Source organism: Sphingobacterium populi (genome assembly GCF_001586775.1).
GTDB classification, from domain to species: domain Bacteria; phylum Bacteroidota; class Bacteroidia; order Sphingobacteriales; family Sphingobacteriaceae; genus Sphingobacterium; species Sphingobacterium populi.
Window position 1 is genome coordinate 629,428 of the sequence record NZ_LQXS01000002.1, and the last position, 20,714, is coordinate 650,141.

Annotated in this window: 19 protein-coding genes, 1 tRNA gene and 1 pseudogene; 8 read left to right on the forward strand and 13 right to left on the reverse strand. The window is 39.5% G+C overall.

The features are described from left to right. Window position 1 precedes the first annotated feature (1 nt). Genes A0125_RS07010 through A0125_RS15580 form a run of 3 tightly spaced genes read left to right on the forward strand, consistent with a single transcriptional unit; the run spans window position 2 to window position 1,697 of the window. On the forward strand, window positions 2–835 hold the full coding sequence (locus A0125_RS07010) for an ABC transporter permease (RefSeq protein WP_066753950.1): 834 nt from the start codon (window positions 2–4) through the stop codon (window positions 833–835). Beyond that, on the forward strand, window positions 832–1,164 hold the full coding sequence (locus A0125_RS16370) for a glycine betaine ABC transporter substrate-binding protein (protein ID WP_066753952.1): 333 nt from the start codon (window positions 832–834) through the stop codon (window positions 1,162–1,164). The genes A0125_RS07010 and A0125_RS16370 overlap by 4 nt, the downstream gene beginning before the upstream one ends. An 8-nt stretch (window positions 1,165–1,172) precedes the next feature. Further along, window positions 1,173–1,697, forward strand: a complete 525-nt coding sequence (locus A0125_RS15580) for a glycine betaine ABC transporter substrate-binding protein (protein ID WP_197464808.1) — start codon at window positions 1,173–1,175, stop codon at window positions 1,695–1,697. Between the two features lie 54 nt (window positions 1,698–1,751). Here A0125_RS15580 and A0125_RS07025 read toward each other — a convergent pair. From A0125_RS07025 to A0125_RS07070, 10 genes and pseudogenes are all read right to left on the reverse strand, one after another. Then, window positions 1,752–2,954, reverse strand: a pseudogene (locus A0125_RS07025) (glutamate-5-semialdehyde dehydrogenase); the annotation flags it as partial. 37 nt (window positions 2,955–2,991) lie between these two features. Continuing rightward, window positions 2,992–3,792, reverse strand: coding sequence for a glutamate 5-kinase (proB, locus tag A0125_RS07030; protein WP_066753958.1), 801 nt, complete (start codon window positions 3,790–3,792; stop codon window positions 2,992–2,994). Further along, entirely contained in the window at window positions 3,785–4,600 is an 816-nt protein-coding gene (gene proC, locus A0125_RS07035) for a pyrroline-5-carboxylate reductase (RefSeq protein WP_066753960.1), read from the reverse strand. The genes proB and proC overlap by 8 nt, the downstream gene beginning before the upstream one ends. Before the next feature lie 415 nt (window positions 4,601–5,015). Beyond that, window positions 5,016–5,747 carry a DUF4397 domain-containing protein gene (locus tag A0125_RS07040; protein WP_066753962.1) on the reverse strand — a complete coding sequence of 244 codons (732 nt, stop codon included), beginning with the start codon at window positions 5,745–5,747 and terminating at the stop codon, window positions 5,016–5,018. A gap of 334 nt (window positions 5,748–6,081) precedes the next feature. Beyond that, the gene (locus A0125_RS07045) at window positions 6,082–6,720 is read right to left on the reverse strand and encodes a DUF4397 domain-containing protein (protein ID WP_156472454.1); all 639 of its coding nucleotides are present in this window, start codon (window positions 6,718–6,720) and stop codon (window positions 6,082–6,084) included. A gap of 303 nt (window positions 6,721–7,023) precedes the next feature. Further along, entirely contained in the window at window positions 7,024–8,187 is a 1,164-nt protein-coding gene (dnaJ, locus tag A0125_RS07050; RefSeq protein ID WP_066753967.1) for a molecular chaperone DnaJ, read from the reverse strand. Between the two features lie 12 nt (window positions 8,188–8,199). Continuing rightward, window positions 8,200–8,748 carry a nucleotide exchange factor GrpE gene (locus tag A0125_RS07055; RefSeq protein WP_066753969.1) on the reverse strand — a complete coding sequence of 183 codons (549 nt, stop codon included), beginning with the start codon at window positions 8,746–8,748 and terminating at the stop codon, window positions 8,200–8,202. A gap of 148 nt (window positions 8,749–8,896) precedes the next feature. Further along, window positions 8,897–9,577 carry a cell division ATP-binding protein FtsE gene (locus A0125_RS07060; RefSeq protein WP_066753970.1) on the reverse strand — a complete coding sequence of 227 codons (681 nt, stop codon included), beginning with the start codon at window positions 9,575–9,577 and terminating at the stop codon, window positions 8,897–8,899. Between the two features lie 6 nt (window positions 9,578–9,583). Further along, on the reverse strand, window positions 9,584–9,787 hold the full coding sequence (locus A0125_RS07065) for a fructose-6-phosphate aldolase (protein ID WP_066753972.1): 204 nt from the start codon (window positions 9,785–9,787) through the stop codon (window positions 9,584–9,586). 133 nt (window positions 9,788–9,920) lie between these two features. After that, window positions 9,921–10,934 carry an acyl-CoA reductase gene (locus A0125_RS07070; RefSeq protein WP_066753977.1) on the reverse strand — a complete coding sequence of 338 codons (1,014 nt, stop codon included), beginning with the start codon at window positions 10,932–10,934 and terminating at the stop codon, window positions 9,921–9,923. 172 nt (window positions 10,935–11,106) lie between these two features. On the opposite strand from A0125_RS07070, the gene A0125_RS07075 reads away from it, so the two are divergent. After that, window positions 11,107–11,457 carry a 4Fe-4S dicluster domain-containing protein gene (locus A0125_RS07075; protein ID WP_066753979.1) on the forward strand — a complete coding sequence of 117 codons (351 nt, stop codon included), beginning with the start codon at window positions 11,107–11,109 and terminating at the stop codon, window positions 11,455–11,457. Between the two features lie 116 nt (window positions 11,458–11,573). Further along, the gene (gene putP / locus A0125_RS07080; protein ID WP_066753980.1) at window positions 11,574–13,064 is read left to right on the forward strand and encodes a sodium/proline symporter PutP; all 1,491 of its coding nucleotides are present in this window, start codon (window positions 11,574–11,576) and stop codon (window positions 13,062–13,064) included. Window positions 13,065–13,139: 75 nt separating this feature from the next. Here putP and rpsU read toward each other — a convergent pair whose 3' ends face one another. After that, the gene (gene rpsU / locus A0125_RS07085; RefSeq protein WP_066753982.1) at window positions 13,140–13,331 is read right to left on the reverse strand and encodes a 30S ribosomal protein S21; all 192 of its coding nucleotides are present in this window, start codon (window positions 13,329–13,331) and stop codon (window positions 13,140–13,142) included. Window positions 13,332–13,433: 102 nt separating this feature from the next. Continuing rightward, on the reverse strand, window positions 13,434–14,063 hold the full coding sequence (locus tag A0125_RS07090; protein ID WP_197464809.1) for an HAD family hydrolase: 630 nt from the start codon (window positions 14,061–14,063) through the stop codon (window positions 13,434–13,436). Window positions 14,064–14,151: 88 nt separating this feature from the next. Here A0125_RS07090 and A0125_RS07095 point away from each other — a divergent pair. From A0125_RS07095 to A0125_RS07105, 3 genes are all read left to right on the forward strand, one after another. Further along, window positions 14,152–14,225: transfer RNA gene (locus tag A0125_RS07095), tRNA-Ile, on the forward strand. Window positions 14,226–14,409: 184 nt separating this feature from the next. Further along, a complete protein-coding gene (locus tag A0125_RS07100) occupies window positions 14,410–15,714 on the forward strand; it encodes a site-specific integrase (RefSeq protein ID WP_066754294.1) in 1,305 nt (434 codons plus the stop codon). A gap of 645 nt (window positions 15,715–16,359) precedes the next feature. Further along, window positions 16,360–17,868, forward strand: coding sequence for a DNA translocase FtsK (locus A0125_RS07105; protein WP_066753985.1), 1,509 nt, complete (start codon window positions 16,360–16,362; stop codon window positions 17,866–17,868). Between the two features lie 849 nt (window positions 17,869–18,717). Here the strand turns inward: A0125_RS07105 and A0125_RS07110 are convergent. Continuing rightward, window positions 18,718–20,343, reverse strand: a complete 1,626-nt coding sequence (locus tag A0125_RS07110) for a DUF6377 domain-containing protein (RefSeq protein ID WP_197464810.1) — start codon at window positions 20,341–20,343, stop codon at window positions 18,718–18,720. Between the last annotated feature and the right edge of the window lie 371 nt (window positions 20,344–20,714).

Consider the following 20,714-nt stretch of genomic DNA (forward strand, 5'->3'; position numbering starts at 1 on the left):
CATGGAAAAAACAATAGATATAGGACAATACATTGCCATCGCGGTCAAATGGTTGATGGCTAATCTGCGACCGTTATTTGATTTTATAAAAACTTCTGGCAACGCTGGGATCGAAAGCATCGAATGGGTGTTGGTCAGTGTGCCATTTTTCATCACCATAGCTATATTTACTTACGCAGCATGGCGCTACGCGAGCCGTGGAGTGGCCGTGTTTACCTTACTTGGTTTAGCACTTATTTATTTAATGGGATTTTGGGAAGAAACGATGCAAACTTTGGCTTTGATTATATCATCGACGATAATCGCCTTAATCATCGCTATCCCATTAGGCATATGGTCGGCCAAGAATATGACGGCACATCGCGTGATTCGACCATTGCTCGATTTGATGCAAACTATGCCGGCATTCGTTTACTTGATTCCGGCGGTGTTGTTTTTCAGTATCGGAAAACTTCCTGGCGCATTTGCCACCATTATATTTGCTATGCCGCCAGCAGTGCGATTAACTGCTTTGGGCATCCAGCAAGTACCGGCTGATGTGTTGGAGGCTGCGCGCTCATTAGGTGCCACACAAAAACAGATTTTGTTCAAAGTCGAGCTACCGTTGGCATTGAAGACGATCTTGACGGGCGTGAATCAGACAATATTGTTATCGCTATCTATGGTGGTGATTGCTGGTATGATCGCAGCTGGCGGACTAGGAGAGAAGGTATTAGAAGGAATCAATAATCTCGATATTGGTTTAGGTTTTGAAAGTGGCTTATCCGTTGTCATCCTAGCTATCGTTCTGGATCGCATCACGCAAGGCTTCGGTAATAAAATTAGTGTTAAATGAAACGTATAATATATAGTATATTCTTTTTTCTCGTACTCTTTCTTGTATCCGGAAGCTGTGGCGGAAGAATAGGTAAACGTATCAGTATGGGTATGGTAGAAGGTTGGGCCGAAGGAAATGCCATGACGATGGTTACCAAAGAATTTCTTTCGCAGAAAGGCTATCTAGTCGTCACACACAAAGCCGCGCCCAATTTGTTGTTAGCATCCATGGACAATGGCGATACCGATGTTTTTATGAATGTATGGTTGCCTACCACGCACGGCGACAAGGTTGCACCTTTTGATCATATTAGGAGTGCTGGTATCAATTACGAAGCGCGCGCCTAGGATTGGTGGTGCCCAAATATGTAGATATTAATTCCATTGAAGAGCTCAACGCGAATAAGGAAAAATTTGGCGGTAGAATCGTGGGTATCGAGCGCGGGTCTGGAATGGCAACATATACCGATAGCGTGCTGCTGGCATACGATCTGGATTATCGACAATTAAATTCTTCCATGATTGCGATGGCTTCGGAACTGCAAAAGGCGATCGACGAGGAGCGCTGGATCGTCGTAACAGCGTGGCAACCGCATTGGCTCTTTGGTCGATACGATGTGAAGTTTCTCGAAGACCCGAAGAAGATCTATGGCGATACCGAACATATAGAAACATTTGTACGTGATGATTTTGAAAGAGATTATCCAGAAGTATATCGTTATTTTCAGCATGCTTTCTTTGAGGAAGACGTGCTCTCAGAATTGCTAACACGCATGGAAGCTAGCAAAAACGAAAAGGAAACCGCCCGGGAATGGGTCGAAGAAAATCAAGAACTCCTCGACGCTTGGTGGGGGGCACAAACACAAAAGGCATCCAATTAGGATGCCTTTTGTGTTTGTGATAAACATGCTTGGTGAAATTTACCAATATGCGAACTATTCGCGAATTTGTCCTTCGCCAAATACGTAATATTTATTGGTCACTAATTGCTCCAAACCAAGCGGTCCACGATGATGCAATTTATCGGTACTTATGGCCAACTCAGCACCAACACCCATTTGTCCACCATCGGTGAATCTTGTCGACGCATTGTGATATACTGCAGCGCAATCAACTTGCTCCATAAAAGCTTGCGCTTTCTCGGTAGCTTTGGTGAAAATAATGGCCGAATGACCACCACTGCAATCGTTTATTTTTTGGACGGCAGCAGCCAATTCATGCGCGGTGCCGATGGCAATCTTCTTCGCAAGAAACTCTTCATGCCAGGCCTCGTCAGAAAGCGCCTGAGCCGAAGCGAAATAATTGCGGAGCGATTCATCAGCTAAAATTTCAACTGATTCCTGCGCAAAATGCTTGCCCAATTCTTGTACTCTTTCTTCAAAATTCGGCAAAGCCGGATTAATCAAAATTTTATCTAAGGCATTGCATGCACTGATTTTATCAATTTTGGAATGAACAACTACTTTGAGTGCCATTTCCCAATCTGCATCTTCAGCAATGTAGGCAAAATTATTACCACGGCCACTGATCAAGACCGCGCAGCGCGCGTGCTCTTTCACAAAAGCGATCAGGCGTTCGCCTCCCCGCGGTACAATAAGATCTAAGCGTTGCGGTGGGTTGCGCAAAAATTCTTGTGTATCTTCCCGATTAAGAGTCAATAATTGAATCCAATCTTCCTGTAGATCGTGCTCTGCCAGCGCCTTGTGCCAGCAACGCACCAATGCCTGATTGGTATGAATAGCTTCTTTACCACCTTTTAACAATATCCGATTGTTGGCTTTGAAAGCCAATACGGCAGCTTCGATAGTTACATCTGGCCTTGATTCGTAGATGATCATGATCGTGCCGAATGGCGCAGTCTGATTGACAATATGTAAACCATTTTCTAAAGTGAGGTCAGAAATGGTCTTACCGACCGGATCTTCCTGTCCGGCTACTTCCCGGACGGCACGAATCATTTCGTCGATCTTCTTATCATTTACCAGCAATCGATCATAGAGTGCTTGATCTTTGCCCTCAAAATTAGCAATGTCTTCAGCGTTTGCAGCCAAAATATCGCTGCGGCTACTGTCCAATATGTTGATCATTGACGTCAACACCTGATTTTTAATGTCTGTATGTAAACGTTTCATGTTATTTTTCTTTTTTTGGTTTAATGAATAGGTTGCGGACTGGCTATACGGTAAATTTCGTACCTACATCTACACCATTCACAATATCGAGTACGACATTCGGTCGTTTGCCATTTGCAATATAGGTTGTAATCCCCAGATTTGCGGTTTTTTTGGCGATATTTAATTTGGATTTCATGCCACCACGGCCCTGCGCTTCGCCTTTTGTACTTTCTTGCACAAATTGCTCTACGGGTTCGTCCGCACTGATGTGGCTGAGCAATTCACTATCAGGATCTTCCGGATGTCCGCTAAAGAAGCCGTCTGCATCGGTAAGCAAAATCAGCATATCAGCCTTGATTAGTTCTGCTACCAAACTAGCCAATTCGTCGTTGTCTGTAAAGGTAGACATGGATAGTGAAACAGCATCATCTTCGTTGGCAATCGGTACGACACCTTCCTGAAGTAATCCTTCATAGCAGTTAATCATATTCTCGCGATGCGGACCAGCGTCAAAATCTCTTTTGGTAGCTAATACCTGTGCGCAGCGAATTCCATAAGAACGGAATAAAGTATAGTAATGGCGCATCATGCGCGGCTGGCCTATAGCGGAAAATACCTGGCGGCGAATAATTTTATCATCCGTTTTGAGTTGATGACGCATTACTTCTTTTCCCGCTATTACGGAGCCAGATGATACTAGAACGGTCATTATATCTTGCTCGTGCAGGTAAGCAATCTGATCTACTAACTTTTGAAGCACCTTTTCTACGATGCGATTGTCTTTATTTGTTATAACGTGAGTACCCACTTTGATCACTACACGTTTAATAGGTTTAGATTCTTTCTCTGTGTTATTATGCATGATTGAATTCTTTTCCAAGTTCTACCGCTCGGTTGAATGCAGCATAAGCGGCTTCTTTAATTTGTTCTTTCACGTTATTATCTTCCATCGAGTCCAAGGCAGCTTGTGTCGTTCCGCCTTTGGATGCTACTTTGGCCATCCAAGCATTTGGATCTAAGTCAGAAGAGCCAAAAAGTTCTACCGCTCCTGCAAATGTTTGATAAACCAACGTGCGCGCTTCTCTTCCAGAAAAACCCATTTGTTGTGCAGCTTCCATCATCGATTGCATGAAGTAAAAGATATAGGCTGGGCCAGATCCTGAGATTCCTGTCGATGCATCGATATCATTCTCGGTGTCTAGATAGATTGAGCGTCCGGTCGTATCCAGTAATTGCTTGATGGTAGAACGCTCTAATCGCGACACTTCTTTAGACGCTGTAAAAGAGGTCATTCCTAACCCAACTTGTGCTGGTAGATTCGGCATAGCGCGGATCACTTTGCTCATGCCAAGTCCTTCTTGAATAACCTTGATCGTCACGCCAGCCATGATCGATACGAAAACCTGCTCCTCGTTTACAAAAGGGCGCATCTGCTCCATCAAGCCCTGAGCGTGATTTGGTTTTACGGCGATAAATATCACGTCTGCTGCAGGTAAGCATGCACTCAATTCGGTATAGCCATCCAACAGTGGGTTGGTGGATAATTCAGCAACGCGCTCTTCAGATTTATCCAAAATCATCAAGTCGTTCGCTTTTAAAATAGTTGATTTTGCAATAGCTTCCGCGTACGTGAAGCCCATATTCCCCCCTCCAATTACGAGTACCTTCATAGATATGTAATTTTGATTTTAAAAATTATGAAAATGAAGATTTTCTCCACTTTTTCACCTAAAATGGAGCAATATCCGTGCAAAACGAGGGAAAATTGGTGATTTTTTTAAATTTTTGTGTATTTCCACAAAATTCAATAATTGCAAAATGCCGTATTTATTGGCTATCTCCCTGCAATAGTACATTTGGTTGGTTGCCTGCAAATGTGTCAGTAAGACACTAACTTTTGCTTCATTTCATTGATGAATCTGTCAAAAGAGGTTAATTGTAGCTATTATTGGGATAGATTGGGGAAATTTGGTAGTAATTAGCTATTACCCGTTTTTTTGGGGGCAGCAGAAATATGGGAAAGAGGAAAAGATAAGTGGTTTTTGTAACTCGAAGATACAAAAACCACCAGTCCTAAACTTATTCTTAATGTGCAAATGTGTTTATTCTTAATGCTTTAAGTCGGTCTTCGGCAGTAGGGCTTTGTTCATTAAAAGCGCTATCTCCTAAAAGCATGATGGTATAGTACCGTGCTGCACCAAAGTTGTAAGATGGTAAAGTAGCAATGACATTGCCTTGCTGATCTCTGACAGTAATATCTGTGGCTCCGGCTGGCCTTGTACTTAAGATGAATCGTTCGCTCAGTCTGCTATTGGATTGATCTTCTTGGCTACGATTGCTCAAGCTTTCGATTCTATCCGTTCCAATAAACAAATCTACAGCTTGTACGCCTTCTGCTACATTTAGAAAACGTATACGTGGGTTCGTGGATGCGTTTTGTATAACAGTGTCTTTGAGTAAAATAAATTTGCCAGGTATGGCATTTCCATAAATAACACCAGTATATTCTCCTTCCAGTTCAATGCGTAATGGCACTCTATCCACCAAAACTTGATTTGTACCTTGATTGATAAATGTCAAAGTCTGGTTAGTAATATTAGTGAATTCATAATAGCCGTCTGCTCTCCCGTAAGGAATCGCTGCTGCTGCTAGATCATTCACGCGTGGCTGGATAGTAGGGATAGGTGAGTACGCATTGTGCAAAGCGAGGCGAGCTGCAGGTGCTCGTGGCGTAGGCTCAATATCCGAGCAACTTGCCAACGTGATGATGCTAATCATCAATACTAAAACTTTCTTCAGATTCGTTAATTGTTTCATTGTGGATTTTTACGTTAGTCTATTTTAAATATTATACCCACATAACGAATTTAAATTTCTTTACGCTACATTATTTGTTTTTAATAATAAATTATTTCTTAAAATCATACTGTTTAATCGTTATGAATACAAGACACCATTCTATCAAAATTCACAGAAACATAAAATAAGGCTCTTAATCCATAGGTTATAAGTTTTTGGAAAACAAAGAAGTCTCTATCCATATGGATAGAGACTTCTCTATTTTATTAAAATTAACTAATCAACTTATTGTGTAACTAATTCTAGTTAAATGGGTTGATGCTAATAATTTTTTCCGACGATAAAACTATAATTAATAAAAATAGACAGTGATTTTTGGTGCCCTAGCTTTTGCTTCAGTAGAATCGCCAGTAGACAACTTGTCACCATGTAGTACTATGGTGTAATAACGATTGGAGGCAAAGTTATAAGGGTCTTGCGTTTTGACGATTTCTACACCCTCGCTATCTTTAATTACGATTTGCGCACCAGAAGCTTCTCTAGGACTTGAAATAAAACGTTGAGCTAAAGATGTCGATTGTTGTGTTTCTGTTGCACGGTTACTTAATTCGTTAACACGCTCACCAGCGAGGAAGAGATCAACATTTCCAACATTCTCTCCAAGATTCACAAAACGAATTTTTGGGCGTGAATCTGTCGAAGTCGAAGCCGAATCTCTAAGAAGAATTGTTTTCTTCGCTTCTTCATTTCCGTATAGGAACGAAGAATAAGTGCCATTCTCCTCCAATTTTATGGTAGATTCATTCAGAATCGTATTGTTTGCCGCAAGATAAACCAACTTTTGATCGCCAAATTTTGTTGTAGGAAGCCCAATATAATCACCATAAATTAAAGAGTTACGATTATTATATTGTTGTATCGTCTGTCCATCTAACTCAAAGTTACTCCAGTAGAATAAGGATATGCGTTGAAAAAAACGATACTCGCATATGGTTGCGGCTCTTGAGGAATGTTATCATTTTTCATACAACTGCCAAACAGCACAACGCTAAGTGCTACAGCACAAGCATTTCTTAGATTCACTAATTTTTTCATGTAGATTTTACGTTAGTCTTTTATTATACTAATTGTTTTTCAATACCTAGTATACGGTTAGTGTTCCATTATTGCTACACTTGTATTCACTTTTTTGGTAGAAAAGTTATAAAACACGAAGAGGCTGCCTTACTCAGCCAACCTCTTCGTATGCTATATGGTAATCATCTCACCCAAAGTTGGATGAGAAGCTTTTCTATTATTCAAAATACTCTTTAATCCGCTCAAAGAATGATTTCTCATTTTTGCCCGGTTGCGGTTTAAAATTATTGGAATCTTTCAATTTTTCTAATACATCACGTTCCTCTTTTGATACTGCTTTTGGAGTCCACACGTTGACGTATACCAATTGGTCACCTTTATGATATGAATTTACTTCCGGCAATCCTTTGCCTTTTAGTCGCAAAATCTTACCACCTTGAGTTCCTGGATCTATTTTAATTTTGGCTTTACCATCAATCGTCGGAATTTCAACGCTTGTACCCAACGCTGCATCGGCAAAATTGATGTATAAATCATAGATTACATTGATTCCATCACGTTTCAGGGATTCGTGCGGAATCTCTTCCACAAGGATAATTAGATCTCCTGGTACACCGCCACGTGGCGCAGCATTACCTTTACCACTCATTGATAATTGCATGCCCTCACTTACACCTGCCGGAATGTTGATCGTGATATTTTCATCGCTGCGCGATAAACCTTCGCCTTTACAAGTGGTACATTTGGCCGTAATCTCAATACCTTCGCCATTACATGTCGGACAGGTACTGGTGGTTTGCATCTGTCCAAGAATCGTATTTGTTACGCGCCTTACCGAACCAGATCCATTACAAGTGCTACAGGTATGATACGAGCTTTTATCTTTAGCACCCGTACCATCACAGGTTTGACAAGCAACTTGCTTGTTTACTTTGATTTTTTTCTCTACGCCTTGAGCGACTTCTTCTAGCGTAAGTTTTATTTTTACCCGTAGATTAGAGCCCCGTTGTACACGACGACCGCCGCCGCGCGAGCCACCGCCGCCGAAAAATCCTTCGAACGGATTGCCGCCGCCGCCGCCACCGAAGATATCTCCAAATTGGCTGAAAATATCATCCATGTTCATGCCGCCACCGCCGCCGAATCCGCCAGCAGCACTGTTGCCAGCATGACCAAACTGATCGTAGCGTCTGCGCTTTTCTGGGTTACTGAGTACTTCGTAAGCTTCCGCCGCCTCCTTAAATTGTTCCTCAGCTTGCGGATCATCCGGATTCTTATCCGGGTGATACTTGATTGCTAGCTTCCGGTAGGAAGATTTGATCTCTGCGGCATCTGCACTTTTGGAAACACCTAATATATCGTAGTAATCTCTTTTTGACATCTTTTTCTATTTCTATTGACCAATCACCACTTTGGCGAATCGGATTACTTTATCATTCAATAAGTAACCTTTTTCTACCACGTCGATTACCTTATTTTTCATATCGTCTGTCGGCGCGGGGATTGCTGTGATGGCTTCCTGAAATTCAGAATCAAATGCCTGTCCTACAACATCCATTTCTTTCAAGCCTTGTTGTTCCAACAGTTTCTTGAATTTGGTATTGACCAATTCTACGCCTTCTTTTACCGTTTGTACATCTTGTGCGGCAGCCATTGACAGCAATGCGCGATCCAGATCGTCCAAAACGGGTAACAATTTACCTATGACCTCTTTGCCAGCAGATTGTATGATTTCTATCTTCTCACGAGAGGTTCTTTTTTTATAGTTCTCAAATTCGGCAAGTAAACGCGCGTATTTATCCTGCGCTTCTTCCAATTTTACAGCGATATCCGATTCTTCATCGGTTGCTGCTGGCTCTTGCTCATTATTTTCCTCGTTGGTGTCAAGTTGCTCTTGCTCCAAGCTCTCTTCTTCTTGATTATGTTCGTGTTCGTTTACCATGTTGATATACTATAAAACAATCCCTAATTGTCCTGAGGGATGTTCAATTTATTTGCCAATACGCTATTCGCCGACAGGCTGTCAGTTTTCAAGCGGATCGACATACAATTTGTCTGATTTGTGTAATTGTGTCAGTTAAAAACTGATGTTAAATAGTGACATTATCGTGCAACGCACCATCTGCGGTGCGTAAGATACGAGCCGGCATATTACGAATGATTTGATAATCGTGCGTAGCCATTAATACAGCAGTTCCGGATGCAGCAATATCGCGCAATAATAGGATGATCTCCTCGGAGGTAGCCGGATCTAAATTTCCGGTTGGCTCATCTGCCAAAATGATTTCGGGATCATTAAGCAAAGCACGGGCAATCACCACACGCTGCTGCTCACCACCAGAAAGCTCGTGCGGCATTTTCTTCAATTTGGAGCGTAGGCCCACTTTTTCTAATACATCGACCATACGGTTTTCGATCAATCCGCGATCTTTCCATCCAGTAGCTTTGAGGGCGAATTCTAAATTCTTCTCTACAGTACGATCATTTAGCAAGTGAAAATCCTGGAAAACGATGCCTAACTTGCGTCGCAGATAAGGAACATCATTGTCATGTAGTTTTTTCAGGTCGAATCCAGCAATCATACCCTCACCTGTAGCGATGTATAGGTCGCCATAGATAATTTTTAAAAGACTACTCTTTCCGGAACCGGATTGTCCGATCAGATAAATAAACTCACCCGATTGAATGCTGAGGTTGACATTAGCCAATACGAGGTGTTTCTGCTGATAGATATCAATATTTTTGAGTCTGATAACGGAATGTTCTGCCATAAAAAATTATAAATCAAGTTTGACAATCTGACCGAAAGGAATTTCTTGGGCGATCTGCATAATGTAATCCAATTTGTCACCTAAACCTATTTTGTCCAGCGACTTGTCTGGTCGGTCTACTCGAAAGTAGGCCAATAGGGTGAAAGCTTCATCACGCAATTGTACGTAATCCGGAATTTTTGCGACACCTTTTACTTTTATTAAATACATCTTACCGATCAAATGCAAACTTTAGTTGCCAATTGTAAAGTTCAATTATCAAATGTATAGTTTTTTCATGATAAGCGCCCGAATTGCTCGGAAAATTAACAATTCTTTAGACGGAGAACCACTAATTACTACACTATCTATGTTGTTCTAGGAATGCTAAAATATCTACGCCATCTGCATAATCATCCAACGCTGGACATTGGCTCTCGCCAAATGTAAATAGCGGTACATTGGATGAGATCTGTGCATTGGTGACCACGCATTGGATTTGATCTTGTGCCGCATCCAGATCATTGGCCACATCGGCCAATGTAGCATAACGCTCAAAATGCACGACGGCGAGGGGAGAAGCCCAGTTTTTGTCTTCTTTAAGCAATAGAAAACCATTGTCGAAATGCACATCGCCATTGATTAAGAAAATAGACTTATTATAGTCGTAATTATTGCCATATTTGTGATGTTGGCTTACCGATTGGAAATCAGCAATACCTTCGTAAAACTGTGCGATATCGTAATTTTCTGGTATATAAATTTTTGATACCGAACGACAACCTAAGCCGAAATAATCGAAAATATCATGGCCTAGTTGCGCTATTTGTTCGGGCGTTTCACTGCCATCCAGAATAGCGACAGAGTTTCTATTTTTGCGGATGATATGTGGTTTTTTGCCGAAATAATACTCAAAATAGCGAGCAGAATTGTTGCTTCCGGTCGCGATGATAAGATCATGTGCTCCTAAACGCTCAACGATTTCAATTTTAGCGGCAAATTGAGGTTCTATTTCTACGAGCTGTTGCAAAATCCAAGTCGTCAACCCCGCATCATCCGACGAAGGCTTGATTTGCACCTTAAAACCGCTTATTAATACGCTCAAAATATCATGAAAACCTACTAGTGGTATATTGCCCGCTAATACCAGCGCGACGGTTTTGTCCGAAGAGTTATCAGGAAGTGTCTCCGTCCAGTTGCTTAGCTGTTTGGAGGTAAGATTTTGTGCGATTGCATGCAGCTGCAGATATACGTTTTCGGTCGTATACCAAGGGTTTTTAACTTCGATACGAGCTAAGAGATCGGCTAAACTTTGATTGTTTGCACGCAGGAAATCACCTAATTGTGCGAATGCTGCTATACGTTGATTCTTTGTCAAAATGCTATTTTCTTTAAATTATTTAGAACAAATATCACCGAATTTTGCTCTATCTTTGCAGGCAGTTGTAAATCCTATGAATAATAATCTATAATATTTGTAGATATTAAATGTAGGATTGTTTAACTTTGAAGTGCAAAACTAGTTTAAAAAAATTATTGAGAGGATATAAATGGCAATTAAAATAACAGACGAGTGTATAAACTGTGGTGCATGTGAGCCAGAATGCCCTAATAATGCTATCTACGATGCAGGAGTAACTTGGAAATTTTCGGAAGGTACAGCATTAGAAGGTATCATTGATTTTGGTGACGGAGTTACATTGGACGCAAATGAGTCTCAAGATGCAGTGTCAAATGAAGTTTATTACATCGTGTCAGACAAATGTACGGAATGTGTAGGTTTTCATGATGAACCACAATGTGCTGCAGTATGTCCGGTAGACTGCTGTGTGGAAGATGAAGATGTAGTAGAGTCGGAAGAAGAATTACTGTCGAAGAAAGCTTGGCTTCATGCGGAGTAATTAATTGCGATTAAAATAAGTATATATTACTTTGTAAAGAAAAGCATCAGGATTATCCTGATGCTTTTCTTTTTTCGAAAATTTCCCTATCTTCAGGTTTAATTTACTGCTAAATTATGAATATATACGAAGGTATCTCCATTGGCCTTTACATGGTCTTGATGCTCCTGATTGGTTTTTATTCTTATAAAAAATCTACTGCCAATACCGAAGAATTTTTGTTAGGAGGACGCAGTCTTGGTGCTGCTGTTACGGCATTATCGGCTGGTGCTTCGGATATGAGTGGCTGGCTACTTATGGGGCTTCCTGGCGCTATGTATTTATCGGGATTGTCAGCCTCATGGATTGCAATCGGATTGACCTTTGGCGCATTTATGAACTATGTATTAGTAGCGCCACGCCTGCGTGCCTACACCGAAGTGGCCAATAATGCCATTACCTTGCCCGTATATTTTGAAAATCGATTTCGGGATAAATCACAGTTATTGAAAATTACCGCCAGTGTGCTCATTTTGATATTCTTTACGTTATACACTTCTGCAGGAATGGTATCTGGCGGGCGCTTGTTTGAGTCCGCATTCAATATGGATTATACGACAGGTCTGATGGTTACTAGCGCCGTGGTGGTTGCCTATACTTTCTTAGGCGGTTTTTTGGCAGTCAGTTTAACAGATTTTGTGCAAGGCGCGATTATGGTGTTGGCGTTGGTTATTCTGCCCGTTGTCATGATCATTGAACTCGGTGGGCTGGGAGAGACGTTTTCCATCATTCGGCAGAAAAATCCGGATTATCTGGATCTTTTTAAAGGGACGACTACGGTCGGCATCGTGTCGTTATTGGCTTGGGGTTTTGGTTATTTTGGCCAACCGCATATTTTGGTTCGCTTTATGGCGATTGATAAAGTGAGCCAGCTAAAGAAAGCACGCAACATTGGTATTAGCTGGATGATCTTTACCGTTGGCGGTGCCATGTTAGTCGGTTTGTTCGGGATTGCTTACCTTACTAAAAATGATGTGGCGATGATGTCGCAGTTTGATGCATCGAAGGAGATGGCGGAGACGATCTTTATTTATTTATCTCGCATCATGTTTCACCCGCTGATTGGCGGTTTCCTGTTGTCGGCTATTTTAGCGGCAGTGATGAGTACAATTTCGTCGCAACTGCTCGTGACGGCGAGTTCGATGACGGAGGATATCTATAAGGCCTTGCTCCATAAGAAAGCTTCTGCATCGCGTATGCTGATTGTGAGTCGCATGTCGGTGCTGTTGGTCGCGCTTATTGCAATTTTACTTTCCTTAAATCCGCAGGATAGTATTTTGAATCTAGTGGGTAATGCTTGGGCAGGTTTTGGAGCAGCATTTGGTCCGGTTGTGTTATTGTCATTGTTGTGGCGCAAATCTACGCGATGGGGAGCCCTAAGTGGAATGTTGACGGGCGGTATTGTGGTGCTTTTGTGGGTTTATATGCCGCATAATTATAAGGAAGTTTACGAGATTATTCCAGGATTTTTTGCGGCATTATTGGTCAATGTTTTGGTTTCTTTGGCTACGTATCATTCCGATAATGCGATCGCAGAAGATTTTGATAAAATGGAGCGTATGCTTTAGGAATAGCACCTATACATAAATAATAAGGCGACCCCAAAAGGTCGCCTTATTATTTATGTAGTAAGAATACGTTACTTACGCGTTGTCTAACTGTAAGGATTCTTTATAGATCGCTTTCTTCACTTGGGTACGACGAGTAATAGATTTTTTCTCGTAAGCCTGACGTGAACGTAACTCTCTCAAAACGCCAGTTTTCTCGAATTTCTTCTTGAAACGTTTCAATGCTCTATCTAACGATTCTCCTTCTTTTACATTTACAATAATCATAGCTTTTTATATACCTCCTTTCGTTGTGGAATTCTTGGTGTGCAAAGGTACTTTAATTCATGGATATATGAAAGCTTTATTCTGAAAATAAATAAGCAACGCCTACAACTGCCAGTCAGCTACGATTTTTTCTAACGGCTCTTCAGCACTGCATAGGGCGGTGCGTATGCCAAGTAATTTGGCGGTTGCCAAATGTTGCGGACTGTCATCAATAAATAGTGTTTCTTCAGCAGTGATCTTTGCATCGTTCAGCACGTAATCAAATATTTCGCGGTCTGGCTTCCGCATACCCATCTGATGTGAATAGTATGTTTTTTCGAAGAATACTGCATTGCTTTCTACACCATACACATCTTGTATGTGCTGCATGCAGTAGGCGTAATGGATCTCGTTGTTGTTGCTAAGTAAGAATAGACGGTATTTGCTATTTAATTGCTGTAGCAATTCATGCTTCCCTGCGGGAACACCAATGAGTAAGGCATTCCACGCTTGATCAATGTCTTCATCCGACAAGTGAGGAGCATTGGCCAATGTTCGGATGCCATCACGAAATTGTGCTGGACTAATCAATCCTTTGTCAAACTGGTCAAAAATTTCATTTTGCTGTTTGTGAGCAAATACTTCCTCAACATTTTGTACACCTAGTTGGCTAAAAGCTTGTTGCGCTAAGATAAAATCGATTGAGAAAATCACGTTGCCGTAATCGAGTATGATATTTTTAATATTTTGCATCTGTAGATTTTGATTTGTCGCTACAAATATCGATAATTGCATCGTCAAAACAGCTATTCATGCATCGTTTCTGACAATATAAATAACCGCGCCTATAGCTCAGTCGGTTAGAGTAGAAGACTCATAATCTTTTGGTCCCTGGTTCGAGCCCAGGTGGGCGCACAAATCTAAAAAGTCGTTTTTCTGCACGGAAAACGGCTTTTTTTGTTTCTCAGGGTACTTTAGGAGCTTGTACCCTGCGCTAATTGGAGTTCTCCGATTGGTGTGATTTACATAGTTTTTTGTTGAACTTCACGTAAATGTGTTACAAATGTGTTACAGCGTTTGCGTGGCAATTGTAAAAATTATGGCAACAGTTAGCGCCAAGGTGTTTGGTCACCACAAAAAAGCAGATGGAACTTTTAATGTTAAAATCTGTGTACAACACAAAAGAGTTAGAAAGTATTTAGATACTTCGCACTTTTTAGTTAAAAAGCAACTAACGAGCGACTTCAAAATCAAGGATCCCTTCGTCGCCGATAAAGTTGAATCCCAGTTAAGAGAGTATAGAAAGCTGATTAGTGAACTGGATGATCGGTTAGATTTCTTTACCGCAGAAGCATTGAGAGATTACTTACTAAATCAAAATGAGGATATCGACTTTTTAAAGTTTTGTTCTTCTCATATTGAAAGTCTAAAACAGAGTGGTAGAGTAGGATCAGCCAATAACTTTAGAGTCGTTAGAAATAGCTTGACTGATTATTTTAAAAGGGAAGCCATTTCGATAAAGGAGGTGCATTCTAATATGCTTGCGAGCTATGAAAAGTACTTACGCTCGGAAAGGATGATTACTCGTTTTAATCAGAATGGAACCACAGTTGTAACAAAGAATAAAGGTCTCTCAAATAGTGGACTACATAATCACATGCGTGATCTGCGTACGTTGTTCAATGCTGCTCGAGATCTTTATAATAATGAAGATTTGGGAATCTATCGCATAAAACATTATCCTTTCAAAAAGTATAAAATTGGTTCGGCACCATTAACAAAAAAAAGAAATCACACAATTGGCCAGGTTTTAAAAATTAAACATTGTGTTACTAAAGGCGAGAGCAGGGCTGAACTCGCCAAAGATATGTATATGCTTTCTTTTTACTTATGCGGAATGAATGCCGTAGATATATACAACTTATGTGCAGATAACATTGTTAATGGTCGAGTAGATTACTATCGATCAAAAACGAAAGGTAAACGAAAAGACAATGCCTTTATAAGTGTAAAATTAGTAGATGAAGCGAAGCCTTTATTGATCAAGTATATTGGTAAAATTACCAATCGCTATTCTAGAATTGATGGCTTTAACTGGGCTTTATGTAAGGGTATGGAACAATTAAAAGAAATAACAGGTCTACCTGAAGTTACGATGTACTGGGCCCGACATTCGTTTGCCAATATTGCCAGAAATAAATGTAGGATGAGTAAAGACGACGTTGCGCTAGCTCTGAACCATGTAGACAACGCTAACCAAACGACAGATATTTACATTTCGAAGGATTGGAGTATAGTAGATGATGTGCAAAGACGTGTAATATCTGAACTAAAAAAAGTCGAAGCTAAACAAATGAAAGCCTGTACAGATAAAAATGTGTTATTTCAAATTACTAAACTATGAAGACGTTTTTAAGACTTGTTTTAACTTCGATTATCTCCACTATTGGCCTTTTTGCCGCTCTAAGTATGGTAAATCCTTGGATCGGATATTCCGTTGCGCTTGGAGGATGGTTTATATTCATCTATAGTACAACTAATGGTAATCGTAAATAGCTTGTGCTCTATGAAACATAGGTCTTAATTTAGTTTAAGGCCTATGTTTAACCTGGTATATACTGGTGTATAATTTGGCGATATGATATAAAAGTCTATAATCCCGCTGGGATCATATTTTGAGTGCAAAATCGCGATTTAAGATGCCATGAAGCCCTTTTTAGAAAAGTGACTCACCGAAAAGCTCACCTTGTTTTTTAGCTGCAAATGCTATTTTATAAATCTACGAATTTAATCCATATTATAATGAAGAATATGTACCTCTTTGCAATCGTAATCGACTGAGCTAGTCGATCACACAAAACTTTCTTGAATAGCATAAAAATGTCGTAATTTACTCTCGGTAATTGTAATCATAACCAATTAGTAACAGCTAGAAAAAATTCTAGTTGCCATATGTTGTATGAACATATTTTTACCCAAATAGCAATCAAGATACTAAACACTTGCTATTACTACGTTGTAAATAAAGATGTTTATTAATTATTAACTAATGAATAACAATGATTCTTCCGAAGACTTAGTAGAAAAGTATGGAACTTATGACCCACAATTAGATTTGTCATCTTATCGGCATCCAACATTAGAATTGTTGCCAGAATCACAGCGTCTATGGCTCTCTAATGTCAAGACTAGTTACCGTAATTTTGAGCTGCCATTGTTGTTAGGAACTGCGCCGTCAATTATTGTACGAGATCTTTACCATCATCCAAATTTACTACTAGCAGGGACAATAGCATCTGGAAAAACGCAGTTCATATATAATCAGATAATCAGCTGGCTGTATGTTTTTCATCCAGCGGAATTGAAGTTTATAATTTGTCGTAGTAAATCCGTTGATTATAATTCTATTGCTAAGATTGAAAGACACTTCTTGTCTAAGTTACCCGGTGCAGAACCGGCTATAGCCGAGAGTGGTCAGGTAGCTAAGACTATAAATGCTCTATTAATTGAGTGTGACCAGAGATTGGATTTATTTACTACGGCAGGCGTAAAAACGATTAAGGATTATAATAACTTATTCATCCATAGAAAACTTAATCCTGCCGATGGGCATCGATTTTTATCTAATATCGTATTGATAATGGATGACATGCAAACATTCCTAGATGGAGACGTAACAAGCTCATTGATTAGTTTGACGCAAAGGAACTTGTATACTGGGATATATTTTATTGCCGCTACAAGTCAGATCATGTCTCGAAGCATTACTCCCCAACTTAGAGCGAATTTTAGTGTTCGGTTAGCGATGCGTTTGATGTCTCAAAATGAATCGCGAAAAATATTGGATCGGGTAGGAGCAGAAAAGTTAAATCCGCCTGGTGAACTAATTTTTGAACAGGGAGATAGACTTCTTACGGTTAAACAGCCTTTCGTAGACTATGATGTTATACAGAACGTCTGTGATTTCGTAGGCTCCCAGAGAGGCTATCCTAATGCCTATCTATTGCCTATAACAAATGTCGAGGAAGCAATTTTCTTTAGTGATTTTGATATTTACGATCGTGATCCGCTCTTTGAAGAATCAGCTAGATTAATCGTGATGCACCAGCAAGGTTCAACTTCGTTGATACAGCGCAAATTAAAACTTGGATATAACCGAGCTGGGAGAATAATGGATCAATTAGAAGGTGCGGGAATAGTTGGGTCGTTTGAAGGTAGTAAGGCAAGGGAGGTATTTTATGCAGATGAATATGCATTAGAACAATATTTGGAAACTATAAACGCCTCTAACTCTTTAAAATTATCGAATTTTACTCCTCCAGATAATATTCTACACAATGGAAATAGCAAAATTGATAAAATCGTTGAACAACCAGAGAAGTTAGTACAACCCGAGTCGGGTAAAGAGAATATAGTAATAAAATCACCGATTGATTCCTATCACAACGGGAATGATAGTAGAAAAGCACAACTTGCAATCGCAATTTTTATTTTAGCTATAATGTTGATCATCTACTTGATCAGCGGGTGGGAAGGTGTAGTAAACTGGCTTAAGTAGAGGGATAAGAGTCAAAAAAAATATTTGTGGTGTGTTTTTGCAAAAAAATATCATTCAACACTATCAGATTTAGTGATAAACTCCAGTACCAATTCTGTTGGTTTAAGATCAAAAACCTCTTAAACGAACCTTTTTTGTAAGCCTACATACAAGTATTGATGACTAAAGGTTTGGAAAGTATGCTCAAAGGTGGCAATTCTGAATTTGAATTGTATGCTATGTAGTGCTTAATTACGGAGAGTGAGGGATTTTAAACCTAACTACAACTTTTTTATATCTAGTAATTTATGGTTTACTATTAAAACCACGCACCGAAAAATGCACCTAATTAAAATGATTTTCAATTCTAAGATCCTGCGTAAATATAGAATAAATTGATAATATTATAAATACTATCTTAGACGATGTGGTTTGGAATGGTATAAGATGCCTACCAGATAATGTAAGGAGTACTGAAGGCAATGTTGTTGATGTAGTTTGAGAATGTTAATGGTGTGACATTGATGACTCTTAGGCTAGTCAACCTTTACAAGCATCATTTGATGTCACATATACGGCTATCAGTCTAAATTGATTAGTTCTCTAGATATAGATTATAATATTGATACAAGAATCCACCTTTAATTCGGCATCTAATAAGATTTGACTTTATCATAATTTACCTAATACAATCCACCTACAACCTTTTCTACGTCACATAGAATATTTTCAAAGTATTACTAGGTTGGTAGCTATTTGATTTTCCAGTACAACTGAGCCAGTAGCCAAATATTCCTTTCCTGTAAAATTTTTATAATGATCAATCACATGCATGTCAGAATGGTGGCTAAATATTTATGATACTTTGCTTTAAATATTTGCTCTGTTAAAAACTCCTATTTGCTTCACCTTATCTTCAAAATGTTCGATCTTTGGCAATGCTTTATTCTTCACTTTACTTTTGTAGTTATAAATAGTTTGGATAGAATACTTCAAGAACAGCGCAATTTGATTCACGTCCGAAATTCCGAGTCGCATTAGCGCAAAGATTCTTAACTCCGTGTTGAGCTGATTTTTTTCGAGATCATATTGTTCGCCTTCACGAAGCATGGTGTTAAATTCCTTTAGAAAATTAGGATACATTTGGAAAAAGGTCTTGTCGAAGCTGGCATACAATTCTTCCGCATCGCGCTGTTGTGCACGACTAGATATATTAATTCGTTGCAAATCTTCAATTTGTCCTGCCTTAATTTTCCGCTGCACACTTTTTCTAAACTCATCTAGCTTATCCAGATAAACACCGCATTGATTGATATAATGACCAAGGTATCGCTCACGAATTAGGTTAGCTTCGTCCAAATGAATATTGACAAGCCTCAATTGCTCGTTGACGATTTTGAGGTGTTTCCGAGCTTCAGATACTTTTATGATCTGTTTGTACAAAAAGTATAAGGTGAGAATAAGCCCTAGTACCAAGACGCTTAAACCCAGCGCAAATTGTCGTAGATTTTTACTCTGTTGTGCAATCTTATGAAGATAGGTAGCCTGTATTAGTGGTTGCGATCTAGCTATTACAGCATTTCTAAAGCGAGAATTGAAAAAATTGGCGTCTTCTAATGCGGCGTTGATATACGTATACGCACGATCTGTATCACCGTGTTCTTGCAGATAAATAGCCAATTTAAGCAATGCTTCATTCTCTTTTACAGCCAATTTTACGTCCGTAATGGCTGCCAGTAAGAGGTAATATTCTTTGAGTCGGTTATTGCCGAGCTCCTCGTATACAATAGAAAGTCCCATAGCAGACATCGCATAGCCATGCGTGTTGGGTTTCTCGTTTGCAAACAATTGCGATTGAATTTCTGCGGCCTCTGCAAATGCACCTTTTGCCAATAATTGGAAAGACTTTTCTTTCTTATACATATCCGATCCCTCACCGAGTAGGTGGATCAGTGTATCTCGATAGCGGTAATTCTCTTCTTTACAAAATTTAGTGTATTCTTCATTTGCCGTGTATTTGATCAGATTTTCATTATAGCGTATAATGCTCCAACAGTAAAATATTTTTAAATGCGTGGGCAGACTGCTGTAAGTTATTGAATCTAATATATCACGACTTTGTGTGAATAGACCCGACATTGCTAATACGAAGGCAGATTTCAATTTACTTTCTAGCAAGGAGTGCTGATTATTGATTGAAGTAGCTAATTCAATATTCTTTTGTATATACACCAATGCCGAATCACATTTGAAGGATTGATAGGCGGATATAAGGTTATCCTGCAATCGTATACGCTCTAGAGCGGGGAGGGTTTTAGAAATCAATATTTTAAGGCTATCTATCTGACCTTCTTTGCGCTTTGTATAAACATTACGTTCTTTAATAGATTGATCTAAAACTCGTAACAGCGAATCTATAGTTGGATCCTTTGCTCGAACAAAAAACGGCAAAAAGAATAGCAAAATAAGTGTCTTGGTTAGCAATATTCGTTTCACGAACAACAATTAAATGGTTTACAACAGGTCTATGTTGAAAGGTAAGTAAAAAGCAGGATAAATAATAAGGGAAAGCATTTTAATGATTCGGATTTGCAAACAATATTTTGTGCTCTTTAGCCAAATAGCATGATCGAAGTGCTCAAATTTTCCTCAGAAAGTTTACCAAATCAAATATGATTAACATTTTTAATGTATTGATAATTAAATTGTTGTAATTAAAATGTGTAATAAAAAACTTACTTCGACGATTCCAATAGGCGAATCGATAAACATCCTTCTCTACATTTGTAACAACCAGTTATAGATGAGGGCCACAAGGTCTTTCGCTTATACATCATATTAAAATTCTAATTGCAATAACATCCATG